Origin of the sequence: Herbiconiux moechotypicola, assembly GCF_024979255.1 — a bacterium.
In the GTDB taxonomy this organism is placed as follows: Bacteria; Actinomycetota; Actinomycetes; order Actinomycetales; family Microbacteriaceae; genus Herbiconiux; species Herbiconiux moechotypicola.
Genome location: NZ_JANLCN010000007.1, coordinates 138309 through 162725, shown reverse-complemented (window position 1 = coordinate 162725; position 24417 = coordinate 138309). Strand labels below are relative to the sequence as shown.

Below are 24417 nucleotides of genomic sequence, written 5' to 3'. Positions count from 1 at the left end.
GCTACAGTCCAGCGCCACCCGCGATCAACTCGAGATTCTGCTGGCCTTCTCGTCGTTCCTGCTCTTCGAGAAGCCCCCAAGCCGGGTGCCGCTCGTCACGCAGATGAGCGTGGATGGCCCGCAGGCGCCGGCGATCGTTGTGGGAAAGCCGGTAGTCGAGCGCCGAGGCATCACCGACCGCTGCAAGGAGCGTTGCCGAGTCCTGAAGGTGTCGCTCGGGATTGCGTGTATCGACCATCCAAGCGGCACCCTTCGCCACGAGAGCACCCAGGGTGTTCGGAATCCCTACCGAGCAGACGAGATCCGGTGAGAACTCCAATCTCCACACTTCGCGCCGGTTGATGGCCTGCTGACCAGCGGGAGCCTGGAAGGCTGGGCGCCCACTCAGGCGGGCTCGGATGTGCGAGGGCAGGTGATCGGCAACCATTACGTCGATGACTCGATCGTCAGAATGACGAAAGCGGTAGGCCGTGTCGTAATCCGTGTTCAGAGCGAATCCCAGATCTCGCAGCACTGCCTGCACTTCGGCCAGGCTCGTGCGTGCCGCCACGACATCGACCAGAACGTCTGCGTCAGCGGTAGGCCGGGTGGAACTCAGAGTTGCTGCGCGGGCGTGCGCGTAGACCATCAGACCGCCAACCAGTGTCAGTGACTCCGAGAGGCCCGCACGATCGAGGTCGATGATGCTCTGCCACGCCGGTACGGTCTCGTCACCCGTGAGCTCGACTATTCGGCTGATCTCAGCCAACTCGTCCTCATCGTCTCCAGTACAGCGATCCCCGCGGCACGCTCACGCGCATCCGCAGCGACCGCCAAGTCCGCAGCCACCACCGAACCGGGCAAGACCTCCGCATCCGCGCTCTCGGGAATGGTGTTGTCAAATAGGCACACACGGCCCGACGGATCATCGACCAAGAAATGAGCTCGCGCCCACTCCCCGATCGACGCGCCCTTCGGTACATAGCCATAGACGCGCCGCCGATCGGGAAGGAGGTCTGTTTCAATCGACTCGATCGCTGATCGGCCCGTGAGCAAGAGACCTTGCTCGGCCAGCGTGAGGTTGGCGGCGCGAAAGCGATACGGCTGAGATCGAGCGGCGACATCTCGCGCGAGTTCCTCGGCGGTTTTCGTTCGAATGCGTCGTCTGATCCGCGCGCGCGTGCTGTCTGAGACCCAGTCGGTCCTGCACCCCGCGAGCAGGAACAGGAGCGCCCACGCCGCATCCGGTGTCAGGCCGCGCGCACGTTGATGGCGCCGCTCATAGGCCTGAGCGCTGGTGGCATCCACCAACCACTCACCGCTGTCGGTGCGCTTGGCACTCACGCGTCCTTCGGCGACGATCTGGTTCGCGCGACGCTGAGTCACCCCGAGTCGCTCGGCCAGCACGGCGACCGACATCTCCGCCATGTCATACTCCTTCTAGATCTAGAAGTATTCTGACACAAACCGCATTGCACGGTGGGCCCTGCCCGACGAATCTCAAACAGCTGTCCGGCCCTCCGAACCATGATTCGTCGCGTTCTCAGGGGATCCGAGGGGCGCGGACCACGGTCGCGGGGGTCGGAGAGGCAGGATACGCGAGGTCCGGCGGCGAAAACGTGTGCAGTCTCAAACACGGTTGATCCCCGCGAGCCGCGCCGAGCTGCTGGCTGGGTACGAGGACAGCATGCCAGTTCGCGTGATCGCGGCGAGGTCCTGACCGTATGCTATCGACCTTCGGCTCGACACCTGACGAATTCGTGGTTCGACTGGGCGTGCGACTCCTCCGCCACGACTCAGTCGCAGGCTAAGCCATCCGGTGCATTCGCTCTGGCGAACATGGTGAGCAACGAGTCGAAACGTCCCTGATTGCACACGACGCGTGCGTTCACCTGATCGCCCTTGACGACCGATATCTCACGCTGGTCGGAAATCATCGTCGTCCAACCGTCTGAAGTGTCCAGAACGTAGACCGTTTGAGCGGGTTCGTCTTCGATCTGCACTTGCTCCAACGGGAGCCACATTCCGGCAGGAACGACAAGAACGGTCACTAGACCGAATAGACCGCCAATCCAAGCGGTCTTTGGGACGACGACCGTCGCTGTCGTTTTAGCGCCAGCGTTTCTCCTCCGTCGCCGCCGGAGAACGATGCGACGCGTAATCTCCCCGGCTATCAGTCCGCCAAGCAGCGCCCCCGGCGTCACCCAGCCAGCCGGAAACGGTACGAGAAACAGATAAAACAAAACGCTGACGACGACTAGCGCGACAAGAAGAGGAGAGCGGCGGATTCGTGGGATGAGATTCGGCAGATGGTTATCGAATAGCGCAATCTGGAACGCGAGAAGAACGAAAACTGGGATGATCGGTAAGAATGTCCCGAACAGGATGGTGGGCACGTCTAGCGTGCTTACAAGTGTCTTCAGAACAACGGGATCGCCCCCGGCGTAGGCCACTAATCGGAAGCCTGCAAGCGCGAATGGCAAGATCGCAAGCAGAAGGGCCAAATTGCCTGCGACAAGAGACCGCCACCCTTTAGGAGCTGTTCGCACTTCGACGGCTGCATGATCCCCACCCACGCCTGAAGCGTACCCGTGTCAAAGGCCCTCCAGACACGAGTGGTTTCGGAGGGCATCAACTCGCCAGCCTTTACGTGGATCATCGGGGAGGCGACGCAAATGGTGGTGGGCCCGGTGGGGCTCGAACCCACGACCCGCGGATTAAAAGTCCGATGCTCTGCCAACTGAGCTACAGGCCCTACCCCTCGAGGATACCGGGAAAAAAATCTCCCCGAGCCTGTCGATCGTCGGCGCCCGCTGCGTCATGCAGGCGAGAGAGGGGGAGACGCCCCCTCGGAACGGACCGTCATGACCGTCAACGCGATCGCCGTCCTGCTCGCCGCCGTGAGCAGCATGGTCGTCGGCACCGTGTGGTACCTCCCCCGGGTCTTCGGAGACCGGTGGCAGGCCATCACGGGCAAGAACCCCTCCAAGCCGCGCAATCCGGCAGCCACCTACTCCGGCTCGTTCGTGGCGGCCGCCGTCACCGCGGTCGTGCTCGAGATCGCGTCGGGCCTCGTGCACGAGTCGGTCGGCGGCAGTTCCGTGCTGGTCGCAGTGGCGACCGCGGTGGTGCTGTGGGCGGGGTTCACGGCGGCGCCGAGCGCGGTGCACTACCTTTTCGAAGGACGGGGAGTGCCCCTGTTCGCGATCAACGTGCTGCACCAGCTCGCGACAGCGCTCGTCATGGCGATCATCATCGGTCTGTTCGGCTGAGAGGATGAAGAACGATGGAATACATGATCCTGATCAACGGCGACGAGTCCGCTCCGCGCCCGAGCTACGGCGAGCCCGGCTACGAGGAGTTCATGGCCACCTGGCTCGCTTACACCCAGCGTCTCATCGACGGCGGCCACTGGGTGAGCGGCGCCAACCTCCACCCGAGCACCACCGCCACCACCATCGCCCGAGGGTTCGGCACCGGGGACACCCTTCTCGACGGCCCGTACGCCGAAACAAAGGAGCAGCTGGCCGGCTACTACCTCATCCGCGCAGCCGACCTCGACGAGGCCTTGCAGCTCGCGGCCGCCATCCCGCTGCCCGCGGGTGCGATCGAGGTGCGGCCCGTCTCATACCGGCCCGACGCATCCTGAACCCACCGGCGGTGACGCGGTTCCCCGAGGCGGTCAGCCGCCTCGCGCGTGAGGAGAGCGGGCGCGTGCTCGCTCTCCTCACGCACCGTTTCGGCGACCTCGGTCTGGCCGACGACGCGGTTCAGGATGCGCTGGTCAGCGCACTCTCGTGGGAGTCGGTTCCTGACAACCCGGCCGCGTGGCTCTACACGGTGGCGCACAACCGCGCGATCGACCTGCTGCGTCGCGAGGCCGCCGCCCGCCGGCGGCTGCTGCGGGCGGCACCCGAGCTGACCACCCCACCGCCCCCGAACGAGGAGGAACCGATGATCGTCGAGCACTCCCCCGTGGGCGACGAGCAGCTGCGCCTCATGCTGCTGTGCTGCCACCCGGCTCTCGACCGCGACACCCAGATCGCTCTCACCCTCCGGCTCGTCGGCGGGCTCACCACCACCGAGATCGCCGCCGCCTTCCTCGTCGCCGAGCCCACCCTGGCGCAGCGAATCGTTCGGGCGAAGCGCAAGATCCGGGCTGCGGGCATCCCGCTGTCCATCCCGGCCGAGCTCGGCGACCGCCTCCACACCCTCCTCACCGTGCTCTATCTCATCTTCAACGAGGGGTATCTCGCCCGGGCTTCGGAGGGGCACCGACTCGCCCTCATGGACGACGCCGTGCGGCTCACGGAGAGCACCGACGCTCTCACACCGGGCCACGCCGAGGTGGAGGGGCTGCTCGCCCTCGAGCTGTTCACACGCGCGCGCACCGCTGCGCGCTTCGATGCCGAGGGCGAGATCGTCCTTCTCGAGCACCAGGACCGGTCGCGGTGGTCGCTGTCGGACATCACTCGCGCCGACGCGGCACTCTCTTCGGCCCTGAGCCGGATGGAACCGGGACCGTTCCAGTTGCACGCTCTCATCGCCTCGCGGCACGCTCACGCCGCCACCCCGGCAGGCACCGACTGGCCCACGATCGCCGCGCTCTACCGGCAGCTCGCGCAGATGGACCGATCGCCGGTGGTCGCGCTCAACCGGGCGGTCGCGGTGGCGATGGCTGAGGGGCCGGATGCGGGACTGGCGCTGCTCGACGAGGTGACCGGGCTGGAGGAATACCACCTCTACTGGGCAGCGCGGGGCGAGCTCCTGCGGCGCGCCGGGCGGAATGACGAGGAGGTGCGATCGGCCCTGCTCAGGGCTCGGGAGCTCGCGGCGAATCCGGTGGAGCGACGGCATCTCGACCGGCTGCTGTGACCGCGTCGGCGGGGCTGCCCCAGCGGTACCAGGCGGCGACGTAGATGCCGAGGCCGGTGACGAGGGCGACGATCACCCAGAGCACGATGAGGAAGTCGATCCACGAGCCGATCGGGGGCGAACCGGGGAGGAAGGTGCGGAGCGGGATGGTGGCGAAGAGCATCGCACCCATCCAGCTGGTGAGCGTGGCCTCGACCTTGCGACGACCGGTGTAGGCGTTGACGGCGACGATGAACACGAGCACCGGCATCGTGACGAGGAGTGCCAGCAGCACGGTGCCGAACGCCAGCGTCGCCCCCGACCGCGACGCCTCGATCGCCAGGAAGGGGACGGGCAAGACCGAGCCGTCGGACTGGACGAGGGCACCGTCCTCGAGAGGGAGTTCACCGGCCACGGCGTGGAAGTTCCAGCCGGAGAGGTATCCCTTCCAATCGATCCTGATCGGGACATTCTCGTAGTCGCCACCGGCACCGCTGAACGCAAGAAACGCGACTTGCGTCGTGTAGCGGTCGAGGGGCCAATTCTCGGCGGAGCCTTCGGCGTTCACGGCGATGGTGCGCGTGGCGCGAGGGATACCTCCAGCGTCGAGGGTGATGGCTGTGTCGTCGGCCGGGTAGACCACCACCGACAACGCTTTCTCGAGCTGGACCCCGTTCTCGGCGATCAGAGATTCGGGCGCCTCGACCACGACATCGAGCGACAGCCGCTCGTTCGGACCGTTGATCGCGTTCGGTGTGATCTCGACGAGCACCGCCGACTCATCCGATGCTTGTTGGTCGCCCGCCTCCACCTCCTCCACGCGGCCGCTGGCGGCGTAGAGGAGCACGACGATGACGTAGGTGACCACGGCCACCGCGATACCGGCGACCGTCAGCCATCGACGGCGCTTACGACCGGCACCGAGCCCGGTGCCCGCATCCCTCTCTCCCCCGCTCACGCTCCGAGTGTAGCGACGCGCATCCGCACCGCCCGCCTCAGCGGTCGGGCAGCAGCTCTCCCGCAGCGCCCGGCTCGGGCATGATGCGCAGGTCGCCCCGGTTCGCCGCCTCCACCATGAGTTCGAGCCACGCCCGGTTGATGACCGGCGGCCGGCTGCCGTAGAAACGGAAGCGGAGCGCGATCGACGGATGCACCCACAGCGTCTCCCGCCCGCTGCCCTGGCTCGGGTCGACCCGCCACGACAGCGAGAACGGCTCGTGGTTGCGCATCTTGGTGAGCATGACGATGCGCAGGTGCGCGAGGAGGCGGTCGTCCATCTCGATCTCGGAAGAGCCCGGACCGTAGATCAATTGGCCCAAGCCGACTCTCCAGGTGTGTTCGCGACTGTCCTCGCGACCGCCGAGTGCGAGCCTAGCCGCGCCGAATTTCGTGCCCAAATTCGCCGAACAGGGGCTTGACAAGAGCCTCCAGCCGGGTCAGCCGACGGCGAGTCGGATGCCCCATTGCAGCGTCCAGCTCTCCCCCGGCTGCAGGTACCGCAGCCCGGTGCCCGAGTTGAGCGCGTCCGCCGGCGCGGTCATCGGCTCGAGCGCCACCGCCCGGCGCGGCCCCTCGGGAGCCGCGAACGCCGTGGGCGTGAACACCTGGACCACGGGGAACGACGCGTCCGCCCAGAGCTCCACGCGCCGCCCGTCGGGCGCGGTGAGCGAGTGCGCGCTCCGGCCGTCGACGACGCCGACGTCGGTGTAGCCGTGGTCGATCGCGAGCCCGCCCACGAGCCGCCCGCCGCGTAGATCGGCCTCGGTGTCCTCGACCGGCTCCTCGCCGATCGGGATCTGCTTGGCGTCGGTGAGGATGCGCGTGGCCGCGTCGACGGTGAGCGTGAGCTCCTCCACCGGCACCTCCCCCACCCGCAGGTACGGATGCGCGCCCACCGCGACCGGGGCGGGTTCGGCCGACTCGTTGGCGACGGTGTGCGTCACCACCATCCCGTCGGCGACGAGCGCGTGCTCGACCGTCGTCGCCAGCAGGAACGGCCAGCCGTGCTGGGGGAAGACGGATGCGCCCTGCAGCACCCGGTGCGCCTCCCGCTCGAGCAGACGGTAGCCGGTGAATCGGAGCAGACCGTGGATGGCGTTGCCCGTCTTCGGCTCGGTGATGTCGAGCTGCAGCGCCTCGCCCTCGTGGTGCCAGAGCCCGCCGGCGACCCGGTTCGGCCAGGGCACCAACACGATGCCCGCGGCTCCGGGCGGCGTCGACGACTCGGGAAAGCTCTCCACGAGCGCGGTGCCGCCGACCTCGAGCGAGCGGATTCCCGCCGCCACCTCGGTGACGATCGCCGAGACGCCCCGGCCTCCTTCGTCGAGCTGCAGGTGGTACTGGTCTCCGGTGGGTGCGTGCACCTGTCGAGCCTACCCGCCGCCTCGCTCAGGCCCGGCGCTCAGGCCCGGCGCTCGGCCTCGTCGATCACGTTCTTCAGCAGCATCGCCCGCGTCATCGGCCCGACTCCGCCGGGCACCGGCGAGAGGAACCCCGCGACCTCGGCCACGGCCGGGTCGACGTCGCCCACGAGACGCGCCTTGCCCGTCGTCTCGTCGACGACCCGCGTGATGCCCACGTCGAGCACCGCCGCCCCCGGCTTCACCCAGTCGGCCTTGATGAGCCCGGGCACGCCCACCGCGGCCACCACCACGTCGGCCCGCCGCACCTCGGCGGCGAGGTCGGTGGTGCGCGAGTGGGTGAGGGTGACGGTCGCATCCACGCCCTTACGGGTGAGCAGCAGACCGAGCGGCCGCCCGACGGTGAGACCGCGGCCCACCACCACGACGTGCTTGCCGGGGAGGGTGACGCCGTAGCGGGTGAGCATCTCGACGATGCCGGCCGGGGTGCACGGCAGCGGCGAGTCGAGCTCGCCCTCCACCCCCAGCACGAGGCGGCCGAGGTTCGTGGGGTGCAGGCCGTCGCTGTCTTTCGCGGGGTCGATGAGCTCGAGCATGGCGTTCTCGTCGATGCCCGCGGGCAACGGCAGCTGCACGATGTACCCGGTGACCGCCTCGTCGGCATTGAGGCGCGCGATGGCGTCACGCACATCCTGCTCGGTGGCGTCGCCGGGAAGGTCGACGCGCACCGACTCGATGCCCACCTCCGCGCAGTCGCGGTGCTTGCCCGCCACGTAGGAGCGGGATGCGGGGTCGTCGCCCACCAGCAGGGTGCCGAGCCCGGGCACCACACCGCGGGCGCGCAGGGCCGCGACCCGTTCGGCGATCTCGCCCTTCAGCGCCGCCGCGGTGGCGACTCCGTCGAGCGTGACGGCTACCACTGCTCGAGGCCCGGGTAGAGCGGGAAGGCGCCGGCAAGCGTCTCGACGCGGCCGCGCAGCGCAGCCACGTCGGGCGAGGGCTGCAGCGCGGTGGCGATGATGTCGGCGACCTCGGTGAACTCCACGTCGCCGAAGCCGCGCGTGGCGAGGGCGGGGGTGCCGATGCGCAGGCCCGAGGTGACCATCGGGGGGCGCGGGTCGAAGGGCACTGAGTTGCGGTTCACGGTGATGCCCACCTCGTGCAGGATGTCTTCGGCCTGCTTGCCGTCGAGCTCGCTGGTGCGCAGGTCGGCGAGCACGAGGTGCACGTCGGTGCCGCCGGTGAGCACGTCGACGCCCGCGGCGCGCGAGTCGTCGGCCGTGAGGCGCTCGGCGAGGAGGCGGGCGCCGGAGAGCGTGCGCACCTGGCGGTCTTTGAACTCCTCGGTCGCGGCGAGCTTGAACGCGGTGGCCTTCGCGGCGATGACGTGCATGAGCGGGCCGCCCTGCTGGCCGGGGAACACGTTGGAGTTGAGCTTCTTGGCGAGCTCGGTGTCGCGGCTCACGATGAAGCCCGAGCGGGGGCCGCCGATGGTCTTGTGCACGGTGGAGGACACCACGTCGGCGAAGGGCACGGGCGAGGGATGCAGGCCCGCGGCCACGAGACCGGCGAAGTGCGCCATGTCGACCCAGAGCTTGGCGCCCACCTCGTCGGCGATGGCACGGAACGCGGCGAAGTCGAGCTGGCGCGGGTAGGCCGACCAGCCGGCGATGATGACCTGCGGCTTGTGCTCGAGCGCCTTGTCGCGCACCACGTTCATGTCGACGAGGAAGGTCTCGGGGTCGACGCCGTAGGAGACGGCGTTGTAGAGCTTGCCCGAGAAGTTGAGCTTCATGCCGTGCGTGAGGTGGCCGCCGTGCGCCAGCTCGAGGCCGAGGATGGTGTCGCCCGGGGTGGCGATGGCGGAGAGCACGGCGGCGTTGGCGCTGGCGCCGGAGTGCGGCTGCACGTTGGCGAACTCGGCGCCGAACAGAGCCTTGGCACGGGCGATGGCGAGTTCTTCGGCGATGTCGACGAACTCGCAGCCGCCGTAGTAGCGCCGGCCCGGGTAGCCCTCGGCGTACTTGTTGGTGAGCACCGAGCCCTGCGACTCGAGCACCGCGCGCGGTACGAAGTTCTCGCTCGCGATCATCTCGAGGGTGCTGCGCTGGCGGCCGAGCTCGAGCTTCAGCACCTCGGCGATCTCGGGGTCGACCTCACTGAGGGGGGCGGTGAATGTGTCGGACACGACTGGCTCCTTTTCGGCGTGACGGACTTCTGGTGAATCGGGATCCGTATCGACCCAGGCGCGCGGCCGAATCCCTTGTCCGTCGCTTCCCGATGGTGACCATCTGAACGCCAGTTGCGACGCCGTCAGCCTACCTCAAATGCGGCGTGCGCGGCGAGTGAGAACCGGGGTCGCGATCAGCAGCGCGGCGCCGAGGACGATGGCCACCAGGTAGACCCACGGCAAGGAGGCCAGCCCGAGCGACTCGAGAAAGAACGCTCCCACGAGCGCGCCGAACCCGATGCCGGTGTTGAACGCGGTGGAGTAGAACGCGCTCGCGGAATCGCGGATCTGCGGGGCCGCCGTGCGCATCAGCTGCGTAGACATGAGGGTCGGCAGCATGCCGAACATGATGCCCCACACCACGAACGCACCGATCGACACGGCGGTGTTGCCGGCGAACACGGCGATCGCCACCACGGAGACGGCGGTCGCGATGAGCGAGAAGAACAGCCCGAAGGTGGGTCGCTTGGCGAAGCCGATGCCCGCGATGAGCAGGCCCACGCCGCCGGCGGCGCCGTAGAGGAAGAGCAGCGTGCCGATCTGGTCTTCGGGCACCCCCATCTCCGACACCATGAACGGCGCGATGTAGGTGTTGAAGGCGTAGTGGCCGATCATGACGGTGGCGGCGAGCAGGCAGATGAGGGCGACCGCGGGCACCGTCTCATCGAGCGCGAACCGGCGCCGGCGGGTGGTGCCGCCCTGCGCATCCGGAGTCTTCTTCACCGCGACCGGGCGCTGCACGCGCGGCAGCAGGAGGTAGAGGAGCGCGGCGCCCAGCAGAGCCAGCACGCCGATGCCGAAGAAGGGGGCACGCCAGCCGAAGGCCTGGCCCACGACCGTGGAGAGCGGGATGCCCAGCACGAAGGCGAGCGTGCCGCCGGCGGTGGTGATGGCGACCGCGCGCCCGATCTGCTCACGCGGCACGAGGTGCGCCGAGTAGGCACCCACGACGCCCCAGAACACACCGTGGGCCATGCCGTTCAGGATGCGCGCGCCCGCCAGGAAGGCGAAGCTCGGCGCGAGGGCGGCCGCGATGCTGGAGAGCGCGATGACGACGAGCACGCAGATGACGAGCAGGTGCCGCGGCACGCGACGGAACAGGAGGGTGAGCGGAACGCTCGTGAGCACGACCGCGAAGGCGAAGAAGCTCATGAGGAGGCCGGTCTGGGCCTCGGAGACGCCGAGGCTCGTGCTCACCTCGGGGAGGAGGCCGGTGGGCACCATCTCGGCCGTGACCGAGAGGAACACGGCCGTGGAGAGCACGATGAGACCGCCCCACGGAAAGCGGGGAGCGGCTGCTGGGGTGACCGGGAGCGCCCCGGTCTGAGGAAAGGTTGTGGTCACAGTGCGCGCACCATTCGAAGACTTCTCGAAAACGGCGGACAGAGGGGGCTCGAGTGCCCGTCCTGACGACCTGAAGCACCGGTGACCACGGGTTGCGCCCGTGACGGTGACGACTTCGTACATGCCCGTGGCCGAACGATGACCGCGCGACCACTGACTATTCTAGCGTGGGGACACGCCCGGGCAAGAGGAGAACGACATGGCTTTGCCGCACAACCACTGGGTGCTCACCTTCGTGTGCGCCGACCTCCCGGGCATCGTGCACGCGGTGAGCGGAGCGGTGGTGGAGTCGGGCGGCAACATCACCGAGAGTCAGCAGTTCTCCTCGGCCGACACCGGGCGCTTCTTCATGCGCCTGCAGGTGGAGTCGCAGGCCGGCCGCGAGGTGTTCGAGGCCGCGCTCGCCCCCGTGGTGGAGCGCTACGGCATGGACTGGCGGCTCGACACGGTCGGTCGCCCGCTGCGCACGCTGGTGCTCGCCTCCACCGCCGCGCACTGCCTCAACGACCTGCTGTTCCGGCAGCGCGCCGGCCAGCTGCCGGTCGAGATCCCCCTCGTGCTCTCGAACCACGGCTCGCTGCGCGACCTGGCCGGGTTCTACGGTGTGCCGTTCGAGTCGCTGCCGGTGACGGATGCGGAGTCGAAGGCGGCCTTCGAGCGTCGCGTCATCGAGGCGGTCGAGACCCACGACATCGAACTCGTGGTGCTGGCCCGGTACATGCAGATCATCTCGCCCGAGCTGTGCGCGCGGCTCGAGGGCCGGCTCATCAACATCCACCACTCCTTCCTGCCCGGCTTCAAGGGGGCGAACCCCTACAAGCAGGCACACGCCCGCGGCGTGAAGCTCATCGGGGCCACCGCGCACTTCGTGACCAGCGACCTCGACGAGGGACCGATCATCGAGCAGAACGTGGTGCGCGTCGACCACACGCGCACGCCGGCGGAGCTCGTGGCGATCGGTCAGGACGAGGAGAGCCGCACCCTCACCACGGCGGTGAAGTGGTTCGCCGAAGACCGCGTGCTGCTCGACGGCGCCCGCACCATCATCTTCCGCTGAGGCGATGCCCCGTCGCGACTACCAATTCGTAGTCACGACACGCTCGACTACGTCTAGGTATTCACGGCTGCCGCGTCGCACGTCACAGCCACGCTGACGCACACCGCCCGTGCGCGCGGTCAGAGGATGACCGGGTCCCAGGTGGGCTTGTGGGCGAAGGCGTGGCGGTAGTAGTCGAGCTGGGTGAGCTGGGAGGCGGCTTCTTCGTCGACCACGACGGTGGCACGGGGGTGGAGCTGGATGGCGGAGGCCGGGGTGCCGGCGCTCAGCGGCCCCTCCACCGCGGCGGCGACCGCGGACGCCTTCTGCCGGCCGAAGGCGAGCAGCACGAGTCGCTTCGCCCGCAGGATCGTGCCGAGTCCCTGCGTGATGCTGTGCAGCGGCACGTCGTCGATCGAGTCGAAGAAGCGCGCGTTGTCGCGCCGGGTCTGCTCGGTGAGGGTCTTCACGCGGGTGAGCGAGGCGAACGAGGAGCCGGGTTCGTTGAACCCGATGTGCCCGTCGGTGCCGATGCCGAGGATCTGGAGGTCGACGCCCCCGGCCGCGAGGATCGCGTCTTCGTAGCGGGCGCCCGCGGTCTCGATGCCGAGCGATCGCCCGTCGGGCACGTGGATGCGGCGGGCATCGAGGTGCAGGGGGCGCACCACCTCGCGGTCGATGACCGAGTGGTAGCTCTGCGGGTGGCCCGCGGCGATGCCGACGTATTCGTCGAGCGCGAAGCCGCGCAGCTTCGACAGGTCGAGCCCGGCGGCCACCCGTTCGGCCAGAGCTCGGTACACCGGCAACGGTGTGCTGCCGGTGGCGAGACCGAGCACCGCGTCGGCTCGCTCCCCCGCGAGCCGCTCGACGGCCTCCGCGACGAGGGCGCCCGCCACCTCGCGGTTCGCCACGACGATCACCTCTGCCATGAACCAGCGCCTTCCTTCTCGATCGGCGCCCCCACCAGTGCGGCACCGACCGCGGCTGCGGGGAAGCCCGCGGGCAGCAGGCTCACCCTGCGGTCGAGCTCGAGCGAGGCGAGGAACGGCGACTCCAGCGCCCAGCCTGCCAGAACGCGGCGCACCTCGTCGAGGAGCGGATCGCCGAGCGCGCTGAGCCCGCCGCCGATCACCACCACCTCCACGTCGACCGTGAGCACGAGCACGCGCACGGCGGCGGCGACGTTGTCGATCAGACGGCTCCGGATGCCGCCGGCCACCGCGTCGCCCGCGTCGGCCGCGGCCAGCAGCGAGAGCACGGGCACCGGGTCGTCGGTGGGCCACTGCCGGGCAATGGCCGACCCCGAGGCCACGGTCTCGAGACAGCCGCGCTGACCGCACGGGCAGAGCGCGCCGTGCGGGTCGACGGGGATGTGGCCGATCTCGCCGGCCGCTCCCCGGGCTCCACGCCAGAGTGCCCCGTCGATCACCAGGCCCGCCGCGAGGCCGGTTCCGAGGTTGAGGTACGCCATCGAACGGGTCGAGGGCAGCAGGTGGTAGGCCCCGAGGGCCGCCGCCTTGACATCGTTCTCGACCTTGACTCCGCGCCCGAGCATCCCGCCCAGCCGGGCGCCGAGGTCGAGCTCGTCGAAACCGAGGTTCACCGCGTGCATCACGGTGCCCGAGGCGGTGTCGACCTGACCGGGGATGCCCACCCCGATGGAGTCGAACGCGCTCACGCCGACGCCCGCACGCACCGCGATGGTCTCCACCCCTTCGAGCGCGGTGCGCACCACGGCGTCGGCGCCGAAGCCGGTCACGAGTCGCACGCGGTCGATCACCGAGCCGGTGTCGTCGACGGCGACCGCGTCGGTCTTGGTGCCGCCGATGTCGAGTCCGAGTCTCATCGCAGGGCCCCCTGGGTCTCGAGGAGGTGCACCAGGGCGTCACCGACGAGGGCCGAAGCCCCGAAGGTGGCGAGTTCGGCGTACCGGGGGTCGGGGCCCGGCCAGCCCATGTCGACCGTCACGACGAGCGGATGCGCGGTGCGCAGCGCGTCGATCGCCGACCGGGTCGAGGGGTGGCGCTCGTTGTCGCGTCCGATCGCCAGTACACATGCCTCTGCGGGAATATCGGTCGCCGATGCCGCCAGCGCAGCGGGGTGCCGAGCCGCGAGCGCGGCGAACGGCCCCCACGGAACCACCCCGATCGCGGGGCTGGCGTTCGCGTCGAGCCGCACCACCACCCAGCGGCGGCCCGGCTCGCCGAGCGCCGCGAGCGCGGCGCGGTCGACACGGAACGACGCCGCCACGCGCTCAGCCGAGGGCACCACAGGGGTAGGGGCGGCGGCGGCCGGTTCGACGCCCGCAAGCGGGTCGGCATCCGCCAGCGAACCGGCGAGCGCCGCCACGCGGCCCGACGCGTCGTCGAGGCGTTCTTCGGCGAGGGCGCCGTCGGCGAGTGCCCGCTCGACCTGGCCGACGATCTCCTCCAGCTGCGCACCGGTGTTCTTGGTACCGATGCAGAGCAGGTCGCACCCGGCATCGAGCGCGCGCACCGCGGCGGCGGGGATCCCGATGGTTCCCGACGCCCCGGCCATGTCGAGCGCGTCGCTCACGACGACCCCGTCGAAGCCGAGCTCCTCCCGCAGCACCCCCTGGAGCAGAGGGCGCGAGAAGGTGGCGGGCCCCGTGGGGTCGACCTGCGGCAGCACGATGTGGCTCGTCATCACCGTCGCCGCACCCGCCTCGACGGCGGCCGCGAACGGCACCAGCTCGCGGGCGCGCAACACCTCCGGCGTCACGTCGACGACGGGCAGCTCGGCGTGCGAGTCCTGGGCGGTGTCGCCGTGGCCCGGAAAGTGCTTCACGCTCGCGGCCACCCCCTCCCGCTGCAGTGCGGTCGTCCAGGCCGCGACGTGCCGCGCCACCAGCGACGGCGCGGCACCGAAGCTGCGCACCCCGATCACGGGGTTCAGCGGATCGGAGTTGACGTCGGCATCCGGCGCGAAGTCGAGGTTCACGCCCGCCTCGCGGAGCGCCCGGCCCACCGAGGTCGCCACCGCGGCCGTCGCGGCCTCGTCGTCGAGCCGACCGAGCACGGCGTTGCCCGGCCACGGGGCACCCCGGTCGTAGAACAGCCGGGTCACGTCGCCGCCCTCCTCATCGATCGCGATGAGTGCTCGCGGGTTCGCCGCGCGGATGGCGTCGGTCAGCCTCCGCAGTTGCGGCGCCGACTCGATGTTCTCACCGAACAGGCACACGCCCGCGAGCCCCTCCCCGAGCATCCGCGCCACCCACTCCGGCAGCACCGGCCCGTCGAAGCCGGGCAGCAGCGTGCCCAGGATGCGCGTCCGCGTGCCCGCGCCGTGGTGCGTCATCACCCCGCTCATCCCTTCACCGCCCCGCTCACGAGACCCGAGGTCATGCGCCCCTGCACGAGCAGGAAGAACACGATCACCGGAATCGCCATCAGCGTCGAGCCCGCCATGATCGCCGCCCAGTTGGTGGTGCCCGTCGCCACCTGGAAGGTGCGCAGCCATACCGGCAGGGTCATCATCTCGGGCCGCGAGTTCACCACGAGCGCCAGCAGGAACTCGTTCCACGCCTGGATGAACCCGAAAACACCCGTGGCCACGAGGCCGGGCGCGAGCAGCGGGAAGGTGATGCGCCAGAACGCGCCCGTGCGCGAGCATCCGTCGATCATCGCCGACTCCTCGAGCTCCACAGGCACCCCGTTCACGAAACCGCGGAGGGTCCAGATGGTGAACGGCAGCACGGTCGCCACGTACACCAGCGTGAGGCCGGCGATGGTGTTGAGCAGGTTCCAGCCGTCGAGCACCCGGTAGGTCGACACGATCATGGCCTCGGCCGGGATCATCTGAATGATGAGGATGGCGAAGATGAACGTCTTGCGACTCTTGAAGCGGTAGCGCGTGACCGCGAGCGAGGCCAGGAAGGCGAACACCAGGGCGATGACGACGGTCGACACCGTCACCAGCAGCGAGTTGCCGAGCGCGGGGAGGAACTGGGCGCGGGCGGGCTCGAACAGCACGGTCTCGTAGTTCGCCGTGGTGAGCGTCTGCGGCACGAAGTTCGGCACGCTGCCACGGATCTCGTTGTTGGGCTGCAGGGAGGTGTTGACCATCCAGTAGACGGGGAACACCGAGAACAGGAACACCACCACCGAGGCGGCACCGAGCAGCACGCTCGTGACCCGCTTGCGCATCACTGCTCCTCCTCCTTGAGGCTGCGGCGCACGTAGAACACCGAGATGGCCACCATGAGCAGCACCATGATGACGGCGATCGCGCCGCCGGTGCCGTAGTCGCCGCCGCCGATCGAGGTCTGGTAGATGTACACGCCGAGGGTGGAGGTCTGCTCCTTGATGCCGCCGATGCCCTGCAGCGCGAAGATCTGGGTGAACACCCGCAGGTCCCAGATGACCTGCAGGATGATCACCACCACGAAGATGGACCGCAGGTAGGGGAAGACGATGAGCCTGAACCGCTGCCAGGCGCCCGCCCCGTCGAGCTGTGAGGCCTCGAGCACCTCGCCCGGCACCTGAGTGAGCCCGGCGTAGATGGTGAAGGCGACGAAGGGCACGGCGCCCCAGGTGACGATGATGGTGGCCACCACGAAGAACGAGAACGGGTCGATGAGCCAGGAGTGGTTCGTGAAGTCCTGCCCGCTCACGGCCTCGAGCAGGTAGTTCACCACGCCGTACTGGGTGTCGAACATCCACCCCCACACGATCGTGGCGGTGAGTGCGGGCATCGCCCAGGCCAGCAGCAGCCCCACGCTCACGAGAACCTTGAAGAAGCGGTTCACCCGGTTCATGAGCAGCGCGATCAGGGTGCCGAGCGTCATCGCGGTCACCACGTTGGCGAGGCAGAACAGGATGCTGCGGCCGAGCACCGCCCAGAACTGCGGGTCGCCAAGCACCCGCTGGTAGTTCTCGAAGCCCACGAAGGGTGCGGGCATGCCGAACACCTGGGCCCGGCCGAACTCCTGGAACGACATGACGAACAGCTGCACCAGCGGCCAGCCGATGATGGCGATGAGGATGAGGCAGGCGGGCACCAGCAGCAGCAGCGGCGTGAAGCGGCCGCGCGGGCGGCTGCGCCTCGGCTCGTCGGGCGGCAGTTCCTGCACACCGCCCGACTCGTGCTCACGCACGAGCAGTGTCGACGTCATCTGAGTGGTCTCCCGTTACGATGTCGGATGTGCCTCTCACCTTCCTAGGGCGATGGGCATCTGGGGCGGCGGTGGCCGGTGGTCGCGCACCGGCCACCGCCGCATTCCTCCCGAGGCATATGCCCGGGAGCGGGCGGGATCAGGAGTTCAAGATCCCGTCGATCTTCTCGTCGAGCGCCTTCGCCAACTCCGTGACGTCACCGCCCTGGGCGATCGAGACGAAGAAGTCCTGCAGCGCTCCGCTGGCCTCCACGTCGGCCCACTTCGGTGAGGCCGGGGTGAGCTTGGCGTTCGCGGCGGCCTCGGCGATGGCGGTGGCCACCTCGTCGGTGCCGAGCGTGCCGGCGAGCGAGAGCTTCGCGGGCACGAGGCCGTTCTCGCCGAGGATCGTCTGGTAGTCGTCGCTCAGCATGATCTCGAGCGCGGCCTTCGCCAGCTCGGGGTGCGCCGAGTTCGCCGACACCGCGATGTTCGAGCCGCCGGCGAACACCTGCGCCGCGCCGCCGTCGGCACCCGGGAGCGCGTACACGCCGAAGTTCGCCTCCTGGTCGGGGCAGCCGGGCGCATCCGCGTCGGCCGGGGCGAGGATCGACCACTTCACCCAGCTGGGCGCCGAGAGGTTCGCGATGGCACCCTCGCAGTAGGGCACCTGCGGGTCGGTCTCGTTGCCGTCCTTCGGGGCCACGGAGGCCTGGGTCATCACCTCCTGCACCTGCTCGAGACCGGCGATCGAATCGGGGCTCGAGAACGTGCTGGTCCAGGTGTCGCCGTCCTGCACCGCGATCTCACCGCCGGCCTCCCAGATGTAGGGGAGAGCGTTGTACCAGTCCTGGCCGGGGAAGTAGATGCCCGAGACCCCGGGGTTGGCCTGGGCGAGCGCGATGCCGTTGGAGACGTACTCGTCGAGCGTGGTGGGCACGGTCAGACCCGCGTTCGCGAGCAGGTCTTTCTTGTAGAACACCAGGCGCGCGCCGGAGTAGTACGGGGCCGCGTAGAACTGGCCGTCGTAGCTGCCGGCCTCGACGAAGCCGGGCAGCAGGTCGTCTCCGCCGAGCGCCTCGTAGTCGTCGGTGAGGTCGAGGAAGGCGCCCGCCGAGGTGAAGGCGGCCGCCTGGGTGTTGCCCACCTCCACCACGTCGGGGCTGTCGGAGCCCGAGAGGTTGGTGGTGAGCTTGTCGACCAGGCCGGTCCAGGCCTGTTCCTCGATGGTGAGGGTGGAACCCGGGTTCTGCTCCTCGAAGGTGGTCTTCAGGTACTCGCGGGCCGCATCCGGGGTGTCGGTGCCGTTGAGCCAGACGCGGATGTCGGCGGTGTCTCCTCCCCCGCTGTCTCCGCTGCTGTTGCCGCCGCTCGCGCAGCCGGCGAGCGCCAGTGCCGCCGTGACGCCGAGGGCGGTGACGGTGAGTGTCCTCTTCCTCATGGTGTTCTGCCTTTCCTAGGGCGATGTGACCGGCTGGGACCGGTTCTTCTCGGTGTGAGTCGTGGTGCTGGGTGGGTGGTGCGGTGGTGCGTTCTGGTGGTGCACGGGATGCGCGGCCGCGGCTACGACACCCCCAACTGCCCCGACAGCACCATGGCCGCGGCCCCGCGCAAGACGATGTCCTGCCCGAGCGTGGTCATGCGCAGCACCAGGTCGCCGTGGAACTCGGCCATGGTGCGCTGCCTGAGCGTCTCGACGGTGGCCGCGGCGAGCGGTCCGTCGAGGAGTTCGGTGGGGCCGCTCAGGATGACCTCGCCGAGGTCGAGGGCCCCGACCACGGGGGCCAGGGCGATGCCCAGGCGCTCCCCCGCGGCCCGGAGGGTGCGGTCGCGGTCGCGTGCATCCGCCCCCTCCAGTCGGTCGATGAGGTTCGGGATGCTCAGCCACGTCTCGAGGCAGCCCCGCTTGCCGCAGGCGCACACGGCGCCGCCGTCGGTGCCGACCACGACGTGTCCGATCTCACCCGCGGCGAAGCGGCTGCCGAACAGCGGGGTGCCGCCGACGAGCAGACCCGCGCCCACGCCGTGCCCGATCTTCACGAGCATGGTGTCGCTGTCGGCCCCGCCGAAGCTGTGCTCGGCGAGCACGGCGGCGTTCGCGTCGTTGGCCACCACCACCGGCAGGGCGAAGCGGTCGTGCAGCGTGGCGCGCAAGCTGCGACCCGCCCAGCCCAGGTTCGGGGCCGAGAGCACGACCCCGTCGAGGTCGACCACGCCGGGCGAGCCCACCCCGATGCCGAGCACCGGCCGGTCGGCGAGCGCGATCAGGCGGGAGGCGAGGGCGATGACCTTGGCCTCGGCCGCGTCACCGGTCGCGCCCTCCAGGGCCACCTCGTCGCGGGCGACGACGGTGCCGTCGAGGTCGAGGAGGGCGCCGGTGAAGCGGGTGTGCTCGGAGAGGTCGAGGCCCACGATCACGAAGGCGCGGCGGTCGAGGTCGAGCAACGTGGCCGGCTTGCCCGGGCGCGACTCCTCACGCTGGCCGAGCTCGATGAGGAGCCCGTCGGCGATGAGCTCGGAGACCAGGGCGCTCACGGTCACGCGGGTGAGTCCGGTCTCGCGGGCGATGTCGGCGCGGCTGCGGCCCCCGTCGCGGTAGAGCGACTGCAGCACGAGGGAGCGGTTGTGCTCCCTGGCGTGTTCGGGGAGGACCTTCGTCGAAGGCCTCAGCGTCCTGCGCTCCCATGCCGTCATGTTTGTTAGTAAAGCTTACGAACATACTGACGGCAAGAGTCGGAGGCGATTTAGTCCGCATCCTTTACAAACCTGTAACGTGGGCGCGCATCCGGTCGGCGGGGCCCGTACGATGGAGTCCGTGCCCGAGTCCCACCCCACCTCCGCCTCGTCCTCCGCGCCGACACCCGCCTCGCGGGCTCCGCGCGACCTGCGCGTGGGCGTGAACGACGTGGTGCGGTTCGTGCTCGAGCTCTTCGCCTTCTTCACCTTCGGGTTCTGGGGCTTCGTGGCGTGGCCCCTGCCGTGGAACATCGTGCTCGGCATCGTCACCCCGCTGTTCGCCATCCTGGTGTGGGCGCTGTTCAGGTCGCCGAAGGCCGTCTTCCACATCGACGCGTTCGGCAAGGCCCTCGTGGAGATCGTGGTGATGGGCGCGGCGGCGTTCGCCTGGCTCATGCTCGGGCAGCCGATCATCGCGCTGGTGTTCGGTGTGGTCGCTGTGGTGAGCGGCGTGATCGCGGGCCGCAAGGAGTTGGCGTGACCGGCCCGGCCGGCGCATCCTCCTCTTCCGCCTTCGCGGCACCCACCCTCGTCGTGCGCGGTGCACGAAAACTCGACGCCGACGGTGTCGTCGACGACTTCTGGCTCGCAGCGGCCTCCGGCCACATCGTCGCGACCGGGGCAGGGTCTCCCCCTCCCGCCTTCTCCACCGCCACGACGACGATCGACGCCGCGGGCGACTGGCTCTGCCCCGGCTTCACCGACCTGCACGTCCACGGCGGAAACGGCCACTCGTTCGACGACGGCATCGACGGGATGCGCGCGGGGCTCGCCTTCCACCGCACCCACGGCACGGCGCGCTCGCTCGTCTCACTCGTCTCCAACCCACCGCACGTGCTCGACGCGCTGCTCGACGCGGTCGCCCGGCTCGCCGGCGACGATCCCCGTGTGCTCGGTGCCCACCTCGAGGGTCCCTTCCTCGCTCCCGCTCGCAAGGGTGCGCACAACCCGCTCTATCTGGGTCTGCCCACCCGGCACCTCGTGCGGGAGCTGCTCGCCGCATCCGAGGGCCGCCTCGCCCAGATCACCCTCGCGCCCGAACTGCCAGGGGCGCTCGAGGCGATCGAGGTCTTCGCCGCCTCGGGGGTCGCTGTGGCGGTCGGGCACACCGAGGCCGATCACGCGCTCGCTCGAGCCGCCTTCGATCGAGGCGCGAGCATCCTCACCCACGCCTTCAACGCGATGCCGGGGCTCCATCACCGCGCACCGGGGCCGGTCGCCGCGGCGATCGACAACGAGCGGGTGACACTCGAGCTCATCGCCGACGGCGTGCACGTGCATCCCTCGCTGATCGACCTCGCCTTCCAGGCGGCCCCCGGGCGGATCGCCCTCGTCACCGACGCCATGTCGGCCGCGGGCGCCCCCGACGGCGACTACCACCTCGGTTCACTCGAGGTCGCGGTCACCGACGGCCGGGCCGTGCTCGCGGGCACCGACACGATCGCGGGCTCGACGCTCACCCTCGATCGGGCGTTGCGCGTGACCGTTGACGCCGGGGTCGACCCGGTCGCCGCCATCGCGGCGGTCACCACCACGCCGCTGCGGGCGCTGGGCTTGGCCAGTTCGGCGCCGGGCCTGGCCGACTGCGGGCTGCTCCGGGTGGGGCAGCCCGCCGACCTCGTGCTGCTCGCACCCGACTTCGGCCGCTCGCGGCCTCTCACGGCGGCCTGAGCTCCCCGCACGGCAGGGCCACCCCCGGACAGGGCGGTGCCCCTTCCTCCCGCGGATCGATAGGGTGAACCCGAACGAGATCGACCGACCCTCGACACCCATTGGAGCCAGGGATGAGCACCGAAGCCGACCAGCAGTCCACCACCCCCGGTTCCGGCGGGGGCCGATCGTGGACGGAGTCGCGCAGCTTCCTTCTGGTGATCGCGGGCGCCGTGGTCGTGCTCGCGTTCGTGGCCGCCTTCCTCGGCGCCCGTCTCGGCGCACCGGCCGCCGCTCCAGCACCCGCACCCGAGACCTCGGCCGCGGCGGAGGAGCCCGTAGCCGACGAGGAGCCCGACCCCGATCTTGTCGACGTCGACCCCGAGGCCGAGGCTGAGGCTGAGGCCGAGGCGGCGGTGCTGCCCGCCGGCTCCGACGTGCGCGCGGGCCGTGGCACCCCGTCCGACGCCTACGGCGAGGACGGCGACATCTACATCGACATCGACACCACCGGCCTCTATCTCCGCCAGGACGGGTCGTGGCGCCAGGTGGGCGACATCCGCACCGCGGCGGCCGAGAACCTCACCGGGGAGCGGGGCGAGCAGGGTGAACAGGGCGCCACCGGTGAGCAGGGCGCCGCAGGCGCCGACGGTGCGGCGGGAGCCGACGGAGCCGCGGGCGCCGACGGGGCCGACGGCACGCGCGTCGCCCTCGCCACCTCCTCCCCCACCGGAGCCTGCACCGGCGACGACATCGTGGTCGACACCGTCACCGTCAGCTTCTACCAGTGCGTCTCCGGCACCTGGACGGCATTCGGCCCCACGCCCTCCGAGTAGCCGCAAGGCGCGGCAACGAGTGAGCCGCACACACCGGCACCGACGACGAAGGGCCCCGGTCGCGATGCGACGGGGCCCTTCGAGGTGACGCGGAGATCAGGCGGCGGCCATGCGCTCCTGCAGATTGGCGTCGAGGGTGGCGAGGAACTCCTCGGTGGTCTGGTAGGCCTGGTCGGGGCCGACCAGCAGCGCCAGGTCTTTCGTCATCTTGCCCGACTCGACGGTCTTGATGACCACGTCTTCGAGGGTGAGCGAGAAGTCGATGAGCTCCTGGTTGCCGTCGAGCTTGCCGCGGTGGGCGAGGCCACGGGTCCACGCGAAGATCGAGGCGATCGGGTTGGTGGAGGTGGGCTTGCCGGCCTGGTGCTGGCGGTAGTGGCGGGTGACCGTGCCGTGCGCGGCCTCGGCCTCGACGACCGAGCCGTCGGGGGTGGAGAGCACCGAGGTCATGAGGCCGAGCGAGCCGAAGCCCTGTGCCACGGTGTCGCTCTGCACGTCGCCGTCGTAGTTCTTGCAGGCCCAGACGTAGCCGCCCTCCCACTTCATGGCCGAGGCGACCATGTCGTCGATGAGGCGGTGCTCGTAGGTAAGGCCGGCGGCGTCGAACTGCTCCTTGAACTCGGTCTCGAAGATCTCCTGGAAGATGTCTTTGAAGCGGCCGTCGTAGGCCTTGAGGATGGTGTTCTTCGTGGAGAGGTACACCGGGTAGTTGCGGGCCAGGCCGTAGTTGAGCGAGGCACGCGCGAAGTCGCGGATCGACGCGTCCTGGTTGTACTGCACCTGCGCGATGCCGTCGTCGGGAGCGTCGTACACCTCGAACTTCAGCGGCTCGGAGCCGTCCTCCGGCGCGAACTCGACCGTGAGCTTGCCCTTGCCCTTGAACACGAAGTCGGTGGCGCGGTACTGGTCGCCGAAGGCGTGGCGGCCGATGATGATGGGCTTGTTCCAGCCCGGCACCAGACGCGGGATGTTCGAGATGATGATCGGCTCGCGGAAGATGACGCCGCCGAGGATGTTGCGGATGGTGCCGTTCGGCGACTTCCACATCTTCTTGAGGCCGAACTCCTCGACGCGGGCCTCGTCGGGGGTGATGGTGGCGCACTTCACGCCGACGCCGTGCTTCTGGATGGCGTGGGCCGCGTCGATGGTGACCTGGTCGTCGGTGGCGTCGCGGTGCTCGATGCCGAGGTCGTAGTACTCGAGGTTCACGTCGAGATAGGGGTGGATCAGCGTGTCTTTGATGGCCTGCCAGATGATGCGGGTCATCTCGTCGCCGTCGAGCTCGACGACCGTGCCTTCAACCTTGATCTTGGACAATTCAGCTCCTCAACAAGCCGCCGGAAATGGGCCGTCCACCAGTTTACCCTCTTCGCCAACTATCTCGACGTCGAGATAGTTGACCGAGCCGTGCCGCACTCCCTGGCGCCCCGGAGGGCCAGCCGTTAGCCTGAACGCATGAGTGAACTGAAGCTGGTGGAGCTGTCGGCCTCGAACATCGTCGCCGCGAACACCCTCACGCTGAAGCCCGGCCAGGAGCAGTACGTCGCGCCGGTCTCCCACTCCATCGCCGAGGCCTACGTCAACCCGTCGACGGCCTGGCCGCGCGTGGTGCTCGAAGACGACGAGGTCGTCGGCTTCATCATGGGCAACTTCGACCCCGAGGCCGCCGAGGTCGAGTTCCGCGGCTGCATCTGGCGCATCAACGTGGCGGCGGATGCGCAGGGCCACGGCGTAGGCCGGTTCGCCGTGCTCGCGCTGGCTGACGAGGCGCGCTCGCGTGGCTTCGACCGCATCACCGTCATCTTCGAGCCCGGAGAGGACGGGCCGGCGGCCTTCTTCGACCGCATCGGCTTCGAGACGATCGGCGAGACGCCCTACGGCGAGACCATCGCGGCGCTCCCCCTGTGACCGTGCTGTGACCGCGGGCGAGACGCCGTCGTTCGTCGACGACGTGCTCGACGTCGTCGACTCCATCCCGGCGGGCCGGGTTCTGAGCTACGGCGACGTCGCCGCCCTGCTCGGCACCCGCGCCGCACGTGCCGTGGGCTCGGTGATGCGGCGCTACGGCCACGCGCATCCGTGGTGGCGTGTGGTGCGCTCGGGCGGTCTCCCTCCGGCGGGTCATGAAGCCTCGGCGCGTGAGCATTACGAGCTCGAGGGAACCCCGCTCCGGGCGATCTCGCGGGAACCGGGGTACGCCGTCGACTACGCTGAAGCGATGTGGCGGCCGCTGCACCCGGCCGGCACCCTGCACGAGAGGATCGATCACAGCAGATGAA

The 24417-nt window shown here is 69.4% G+C and carries 26 protein-coding genes, 1 tRNA gene and 1 riboswitch; of the genes, 9 read left to right on the top strand and 18 right to left on the bottom strand.

Annotated elements, in window-relative coordinates; genetic code table 11:
- Position 1: 1 nt before the first annotated feature.
- From N1031_RS12880 to N1031_RS12865, 4 genes are all read right to left on the bottom strand, one after another.
- A complete protein-coding gene (locus tag N1031_RS12880) occupies positions 2 to 748 on the bottom strand; it encodes a hypothetical protein (protein ID WP_259480095.1) in 747 nt (248 codons plus the stop codon).
- Entirely contained in the window at positions 727 to 1407 is a 681-nt protein-coding gene (locus N1031_RS12875) for a hypothetical protein (RefSeq protein WP_259480094.1), read from the bottom strand. The genes N1031_RS12880 and N1031_RS12875 overlap by 22 nt, the downstream gene beginning before the upstream one ends.
- Positions 1408 to 1775: 368 nt before the next feature.
- Positions 1776 to 2375, bottom strand: coding sequence for a hypothetical protein (locus N1031_RS12870; RefSeq protein WP_259480093.1), 600 nt, complete (start codon positions 2373 to 2375; stop codon positions 1776 to 1778).
- Between the two features lie 283 nt (positions 2376 to 2658).
- Positions 2659 to 2734 (bottom strand) — tRNA-Lys (locus N1031_RS12865).
- A gap of 109 nt (positions 2735 to 2843) precedes the next feature.
- Between N1031_RS12865 and N1031_RS12860 the strand changes: the two genes are divergently transcribed.
- The 3 genes from N1031_RS12860 to N1031_RS12850 are packed head-to-tail and all read left to right on the top strand — an operon-like array spanning position 2844 to position 4854.
- On the top strand, positions 2844 to 3251 hold the full coding sequence (locus N1031_RS12860) for a DUF1761 domain-containing protein (RefSeq protein ID WP_259480092.1): 408 nt from the start codon (positions 2844 to 2846) through the stop codon (positions 3249 to 3251).
- Positions 3252 to 3265: 14 nt separating this feature from the next.
- On the top strand, positions 3266 to 3628 hold the full coding sequence (locus N1031_RS12855) for a YciI family protein (RefSeq protein WP_259480091.1): 363 nt from the start codon (positions 3266 to 3268) through the stop codon (positions 3626 to 3628).
- 11 nt (positions 3629 to 3639) lie between these two features.
- Positions 3640 to 4854 carry an RNA polymerase sigma factor gene (locus N1031_RS12850; protein ID WP_259480090.1) on the top strand — a complete coding sequence of 405 codons (1215 nt, stop codon included), beginning with the start codon at positions 3640 to 3642 and terminating at the stop codon, positions 4852 to 4854.
- On the opposite strand, the gene N1031_RS12845 is transcribed toward N1031_RS12850, so the two are convergent.
- The 6 genes from N1031_RS12845 to N1031_RS12820 form a co-directional block, all read right to left on the bottom strand.
- The gene (locus tag N1031_RS12845) at positions 4793 to 5791 is read right to left on the bottom strand and encodes a DUF8686 domain-containing protein (protein ID WP_259480089.1); all 999 of its coding nucleotides are present in this window, start codon (positions 5789 to 5791) and stop codon (positions 4793 to 4795) included. The two genes, N1031_RS12850 and N1031_RS12845, sit on opposite strands and share 62 nt — an antisense overlap.
- A gap of 37 nt (positions 5792 to 5828) precedes the next feature.
- Positions 5829 to 6143 (bottom strand): DUF7882 family protein, encoded by a 315-nt coding sequence (locus N1031_RS12840; RefSeq protein WP_445727685.1) that lies wholly within the window; start codon positions 6141 to 6143, stop codon positions 5829 to 5831.
- 126 nt (positions 6144 to 6269) lie between these two features.
- Positions 6270 to 7196 carry an aldose 1-epimerase family protein gene (locus tag N1031_RS12835; RefSeq protein ID WP_259480087.1) on the bottom strand — a complete coding sequence of 309 codons (927 nt, stop codon included), beginning with the start codon at positions 7194 to 7196 and terminating at the stop codon, positions 6270 to 6272.
- A 38-nt stretch (positions 7197 to 7234) separates the two neighbouring features.
- Positions 7235 to 8113 carry a bifunctional methylenetetrahydrofolate dehydrogenase/methenyltetrahydrofolate cyclohydrolase gene (locus N1031_RS12830; RefSeq protein ID WP_259480086.1) on the bottom strand — a complete coding sequence of 293 codons (879 nt, stop codon included), beginning with the start codon at positions 8111 to 8113 and terminating at the stop codon, positions 7235 to 7237.
- Positions 8107 to 9381, bottom strand: a complete 1275-nt coding sequence (gene glyA, locus N1031_RS12825) for a serine hydroxymethyltransferase (protein WP_259480085.1) — start codon at positions 9379 to 9381, stop codon at positions 8107 to 8109. The genes N1031_RS12830 and glyA overlap by 7 nt, the downstream gene beginning before the upstream one ends.
- A gap of 45 nt (positions 9382 to 9426) precedes the next feature.
- Positions 9427 to 9509, bottom strand: a riboswitch (ZMP/ZTP riboswitch).
- 7 nt (positions 9510 to 9516) lie between these two features.
- Positions 9517 to 10767, bottom strand: a complete 1251-nt coding sequence (locus N1031_RS12820) for an MFS transporter (protein ID WP_259480084.1) — start codon at positions 10765 to 10767, stop codon at positions 9517 to 9519.
- Positions 10768 to 10966: 199 nt separating this feature from the next.
- Here N1031_RS12820 and purU point away from each other — a divergent pair, with 199 nt between their 5' ends.
- Positions 10967 to 11824, top strand: a complete 858-nt coding sequence (gene purU / locus N1031_RS12815; RefSeq protein ID WP_259480083.1) for a formyltetrahydrofolate deformylase — start codon at positions 10967 to 10969, stop codon at positions 11822 to 11824.
- Between the two features lie 119 nt (positions 11825 to 11943).
- On the opposite strand, the gene N1031_RS12810 is transcribed toward purU, so the two are convergent.
- The 7 genes from N1031_RS12810 to N1031_RS12780 all read right to left on the bottom strand — a co-directional run bounded on the left by N1031_RS12810 (position 11944) and on the right by N1031_RS12780 (position 19610).
- Entirely contained in the window at positions 11944 to 12732 is a 789-nt protein-coding gene (locus N1031_RS12810; protein ID WP_259480082.1) for a glucosamine-6-phosphate deaminase, read from the bottom strand.
- Positions 12720 to 13649 (bottom strand): ROK family protein, encoded by a 930-nt coding sequence (locus N1031_RS12805; protein WP_259480081.1) that lies wholly within the window; start codon positions 13647 to 13649, stop codon positions 12720 to 12722. The genes N1031_RS12810 and N1031_RS12805 overlap by 13 nt, the downstream gene beginning before the upstream one ends.
- The gene (locus N1031_RS12800) at positions 13646 to 15121 is read right to left on the bottom strand and encodes a glycoside hydrolase family 3 N-terminal domain-containing protein (protein WP_259480080.1); all 1476 of its coding nucleotides are present in this window, start codon (positions 15119 to 15121) and stop codon (positions 13646 to 13648) included. Before N1031_RS12800 ends, N1031_RS12805 begins: the two co-directional genes overlap by 4 nt.
- 8 nt (positions 15122 to 15129) lie before the next feature.
- Entirely contained in the window at positions 15130 to 15969 is an 840-nt protein-coding gene (locus tag N1031_RS12795) for a carbohydrate ABC transporter permease (RefSeq protein WP_259480079.1), read from the bottom strand.
- Complete coding sequence (locus N1031_RS12790; RefSeq protein WP_259480078.1) at positions 15969 to 16937, bottom strand: carbohydrate ABC transporter permease; 969 nt, start codon at positions 16935 to 16937, stop codon at positions 15969 to 15971. Before N1031_RS12790 ends, N1031_RS12795 begins: the two co-directional genes overlap by 1 nt.
- A gap of 139 nt (positions 16938 to 17076) precedes the next feature.
- The gene (locus N1031_RS12785; RefSeq protein WP_259480077.1) at positions 17077 to 18357 is read right to left on the bottom strand and encodes an extracellular solute-binding protein; all 1281 of its coding nucleotides are present in this window, start codon (positions 18355 to 18357) and stop codon (positions 17077 to 17079) included.
- Between the two features lie 122 nt (positions 18358 to 18479).
- The gene (locus tag N1031_RS12780; protein ID WP_259480076.1) at positions 18480 to 19610 is read right to left on the bottom strand and encodes an ROK family transcriptional regulator; all 1131 of its coding nucleotides are present in this window, start codon (positions 19608 to 19610) and stop codon (positions 18480 to 18482) included.
- A gap of 121 nt (positions 19611 to 19731) precedes the next feature.
- Here N1031_RS12780 and N1031_RS12775 point away from each other — a divergent pair, with 121 nt between their 5' ends.
- From N1031_RS12775 to N1031_RS12765, 3 genes are all read left to right on the top strand, one after another.
- Positions 19732 to 20133, top strand: coding sequence for a YrdB family protein (locus tag N1031_RS12775; RefSeq protein WP_259480075.1), 402 nt, complete (start codon positions 19732 to 19734; stop codon positions 20131 to 20133).
- Entirely contained in the window at positions 20130 to 21323 is a 1194-nt protein-coding gene (gene nagA / locus N1031_RS12770) for an N-acetylglucosamine-6-phosphate deacetylase (RefSeq protein ID WP_259480074.1), read from the top strand. The genes N1031_RS12775 and nagA overlap by 4 nt, the downstream gene beginning before the upstream one ends.
- Positions 21324 to 21436: 113 nt before the next feature.
- Entirely contained in the window at positions 21437 to 22138 is a 702-nt protein-coding gene (locus tag N1031_RS12765) for a hypothetical protein (protein ID WP_259480073.1), read from the top strand.
- Positions 22139 to 22234: 96 nt separating this feature from the next.
- Here N1031_RS12765 and N1031_RS12760 read toward each other — a convergent pair whose 3' ends face one another.
- Positions 22235 to 23455 (bottom strand): NADP-dependent isocitrate dehydrogenase, encoded by a 1221-nt coding sequence (locus tag N1031_RS12760; RefSeq protein ID WP_259480072.1) that lies wholly within the window; start codon positions 23453 to 23455, stop codon positions 22235 to 22237.
- A gap of 138 nt (positions 23456 to 23593) precedes the next feature.
- Here N1031_RS12760 and N1031_RS12755 point away from each other — a divergent pair, with 138 nt between their 5' ends.
- Together N1031_RS12755 and N1031_RS12750 are read left to right on the top strand one after the other, a co-directional pair.
- Positions 23594 to 24046, top strand: a complete 453-nt coding sequence (locus tag N1031_RS12755) for a GNAT family N-acetyltransferase (RefSeq protein WP_259480071.1) — start codon at positions 23594 to 23596, stop codon at positions 24044 to 24046.
- Positions 24047 to 24053: 7 nt separating this feature from the next.
- Positions 24054 to 24416 carry an MGMT family protein gene (locus tag N1031_RS12750; RefSeq protein WP_259480070.1) on the top strand — a complete coding sequence of 121 codons (363 nt, stop codon included), beginning with the start codon at positions 24054 to 24056 and terminating at the stop codon, positions 24414 to 24416.
- Position 24417: the final 1 nt, after the last annotated feature.

Coding starts and splice junctions, on each gene's coding strand:
- N1031_RS12800 (WP_259480080.1), bottom strand. CDS start 15,121: ATGACGCACCACGGCGCGGGCACGCGGACGCGCATCCTGGGCACGCTG.
- N1031_RS12785 (WP_259480077.1), bottom strand. CDS start 18,357: ATGAGGAAGAGGACACTCACCGTCACCGCCCTCGGCGTCACGGCGGCA.
- N1031_RS12875 (WP_259480094.1), bottom strand. CDS start 1,407: ATGGCGGAGATGTCGGTCGCCGTGCTGGCCGAGCGACTCGGGGTGACT.
- N1031_RS12855 (WP_259480091.1), top strand. CDS start 3,266: ATGGAATACATGATCCTGATCAACGGCGACGAGTCCGCTCCGCGCCCG.
- N1031_RS12795 (WP_259480079.1), bottom strand. CDS start 15,969: ATGCGCAAGCGGGTCACGAGCGTGCTGCTCGGTGCCGCCTCGGTGGTG.
- N1031_RS12780 (WP_259480076.1), bottom strand. CDS start 19,610: ATGACGGCATGGGAGCGCAGGACGCTGAGGCCTTCGACGAAGGTCCTC.
- N1031_RS12860 (WP_259480092.1), top strand. CDS start 2,844: ATGACCGTCAACGCGATCGCCGTCCTGCTCGCCGCCGTGAGCAGCATG.
- purU (WP_259480083.1), top strand. CDS start 10,967: ATGGCTTTGCCGCACAACCACTGGGTGCTCACCTTCGTGTGCGCCGAC.
- N1031_RS12755 (WP_259480071.1), top strand. CDS start 23,594: ATGAGTGAACTGAAGCTGGTGGAGCTGTCGGCCTCGAACATCGTCGCC.
- N1031_RS12810 (WP_259480082.1), bottom strand. CDS start 12,732: ATGGCAGAGGTGATCGTCGTGGCGAACCGCGAGGTGGCGGGCGCCCTC.
- N1031_RS12805 (WP_259480081.1), bottom strand. CDS start 13,649: ATGAGACTCGGACTCGACATCGGCGGCACCAAGACCGACGCGGTCGCC.
- N1031_RS12790 (WP_259480078.1), bottom strand. CDS start 16,937: ATGACGTCGACACTGCTCGTGCGTGAGCACGAGTCGGGCGGTGTGCAG.
- N1031_RS12765 (WP_259480073.1), top strand. CDS start 21,437: ATGAGCACCGAAGCCGACCAGCAGTCCACCACCCCCGGTTCCGGCGGG.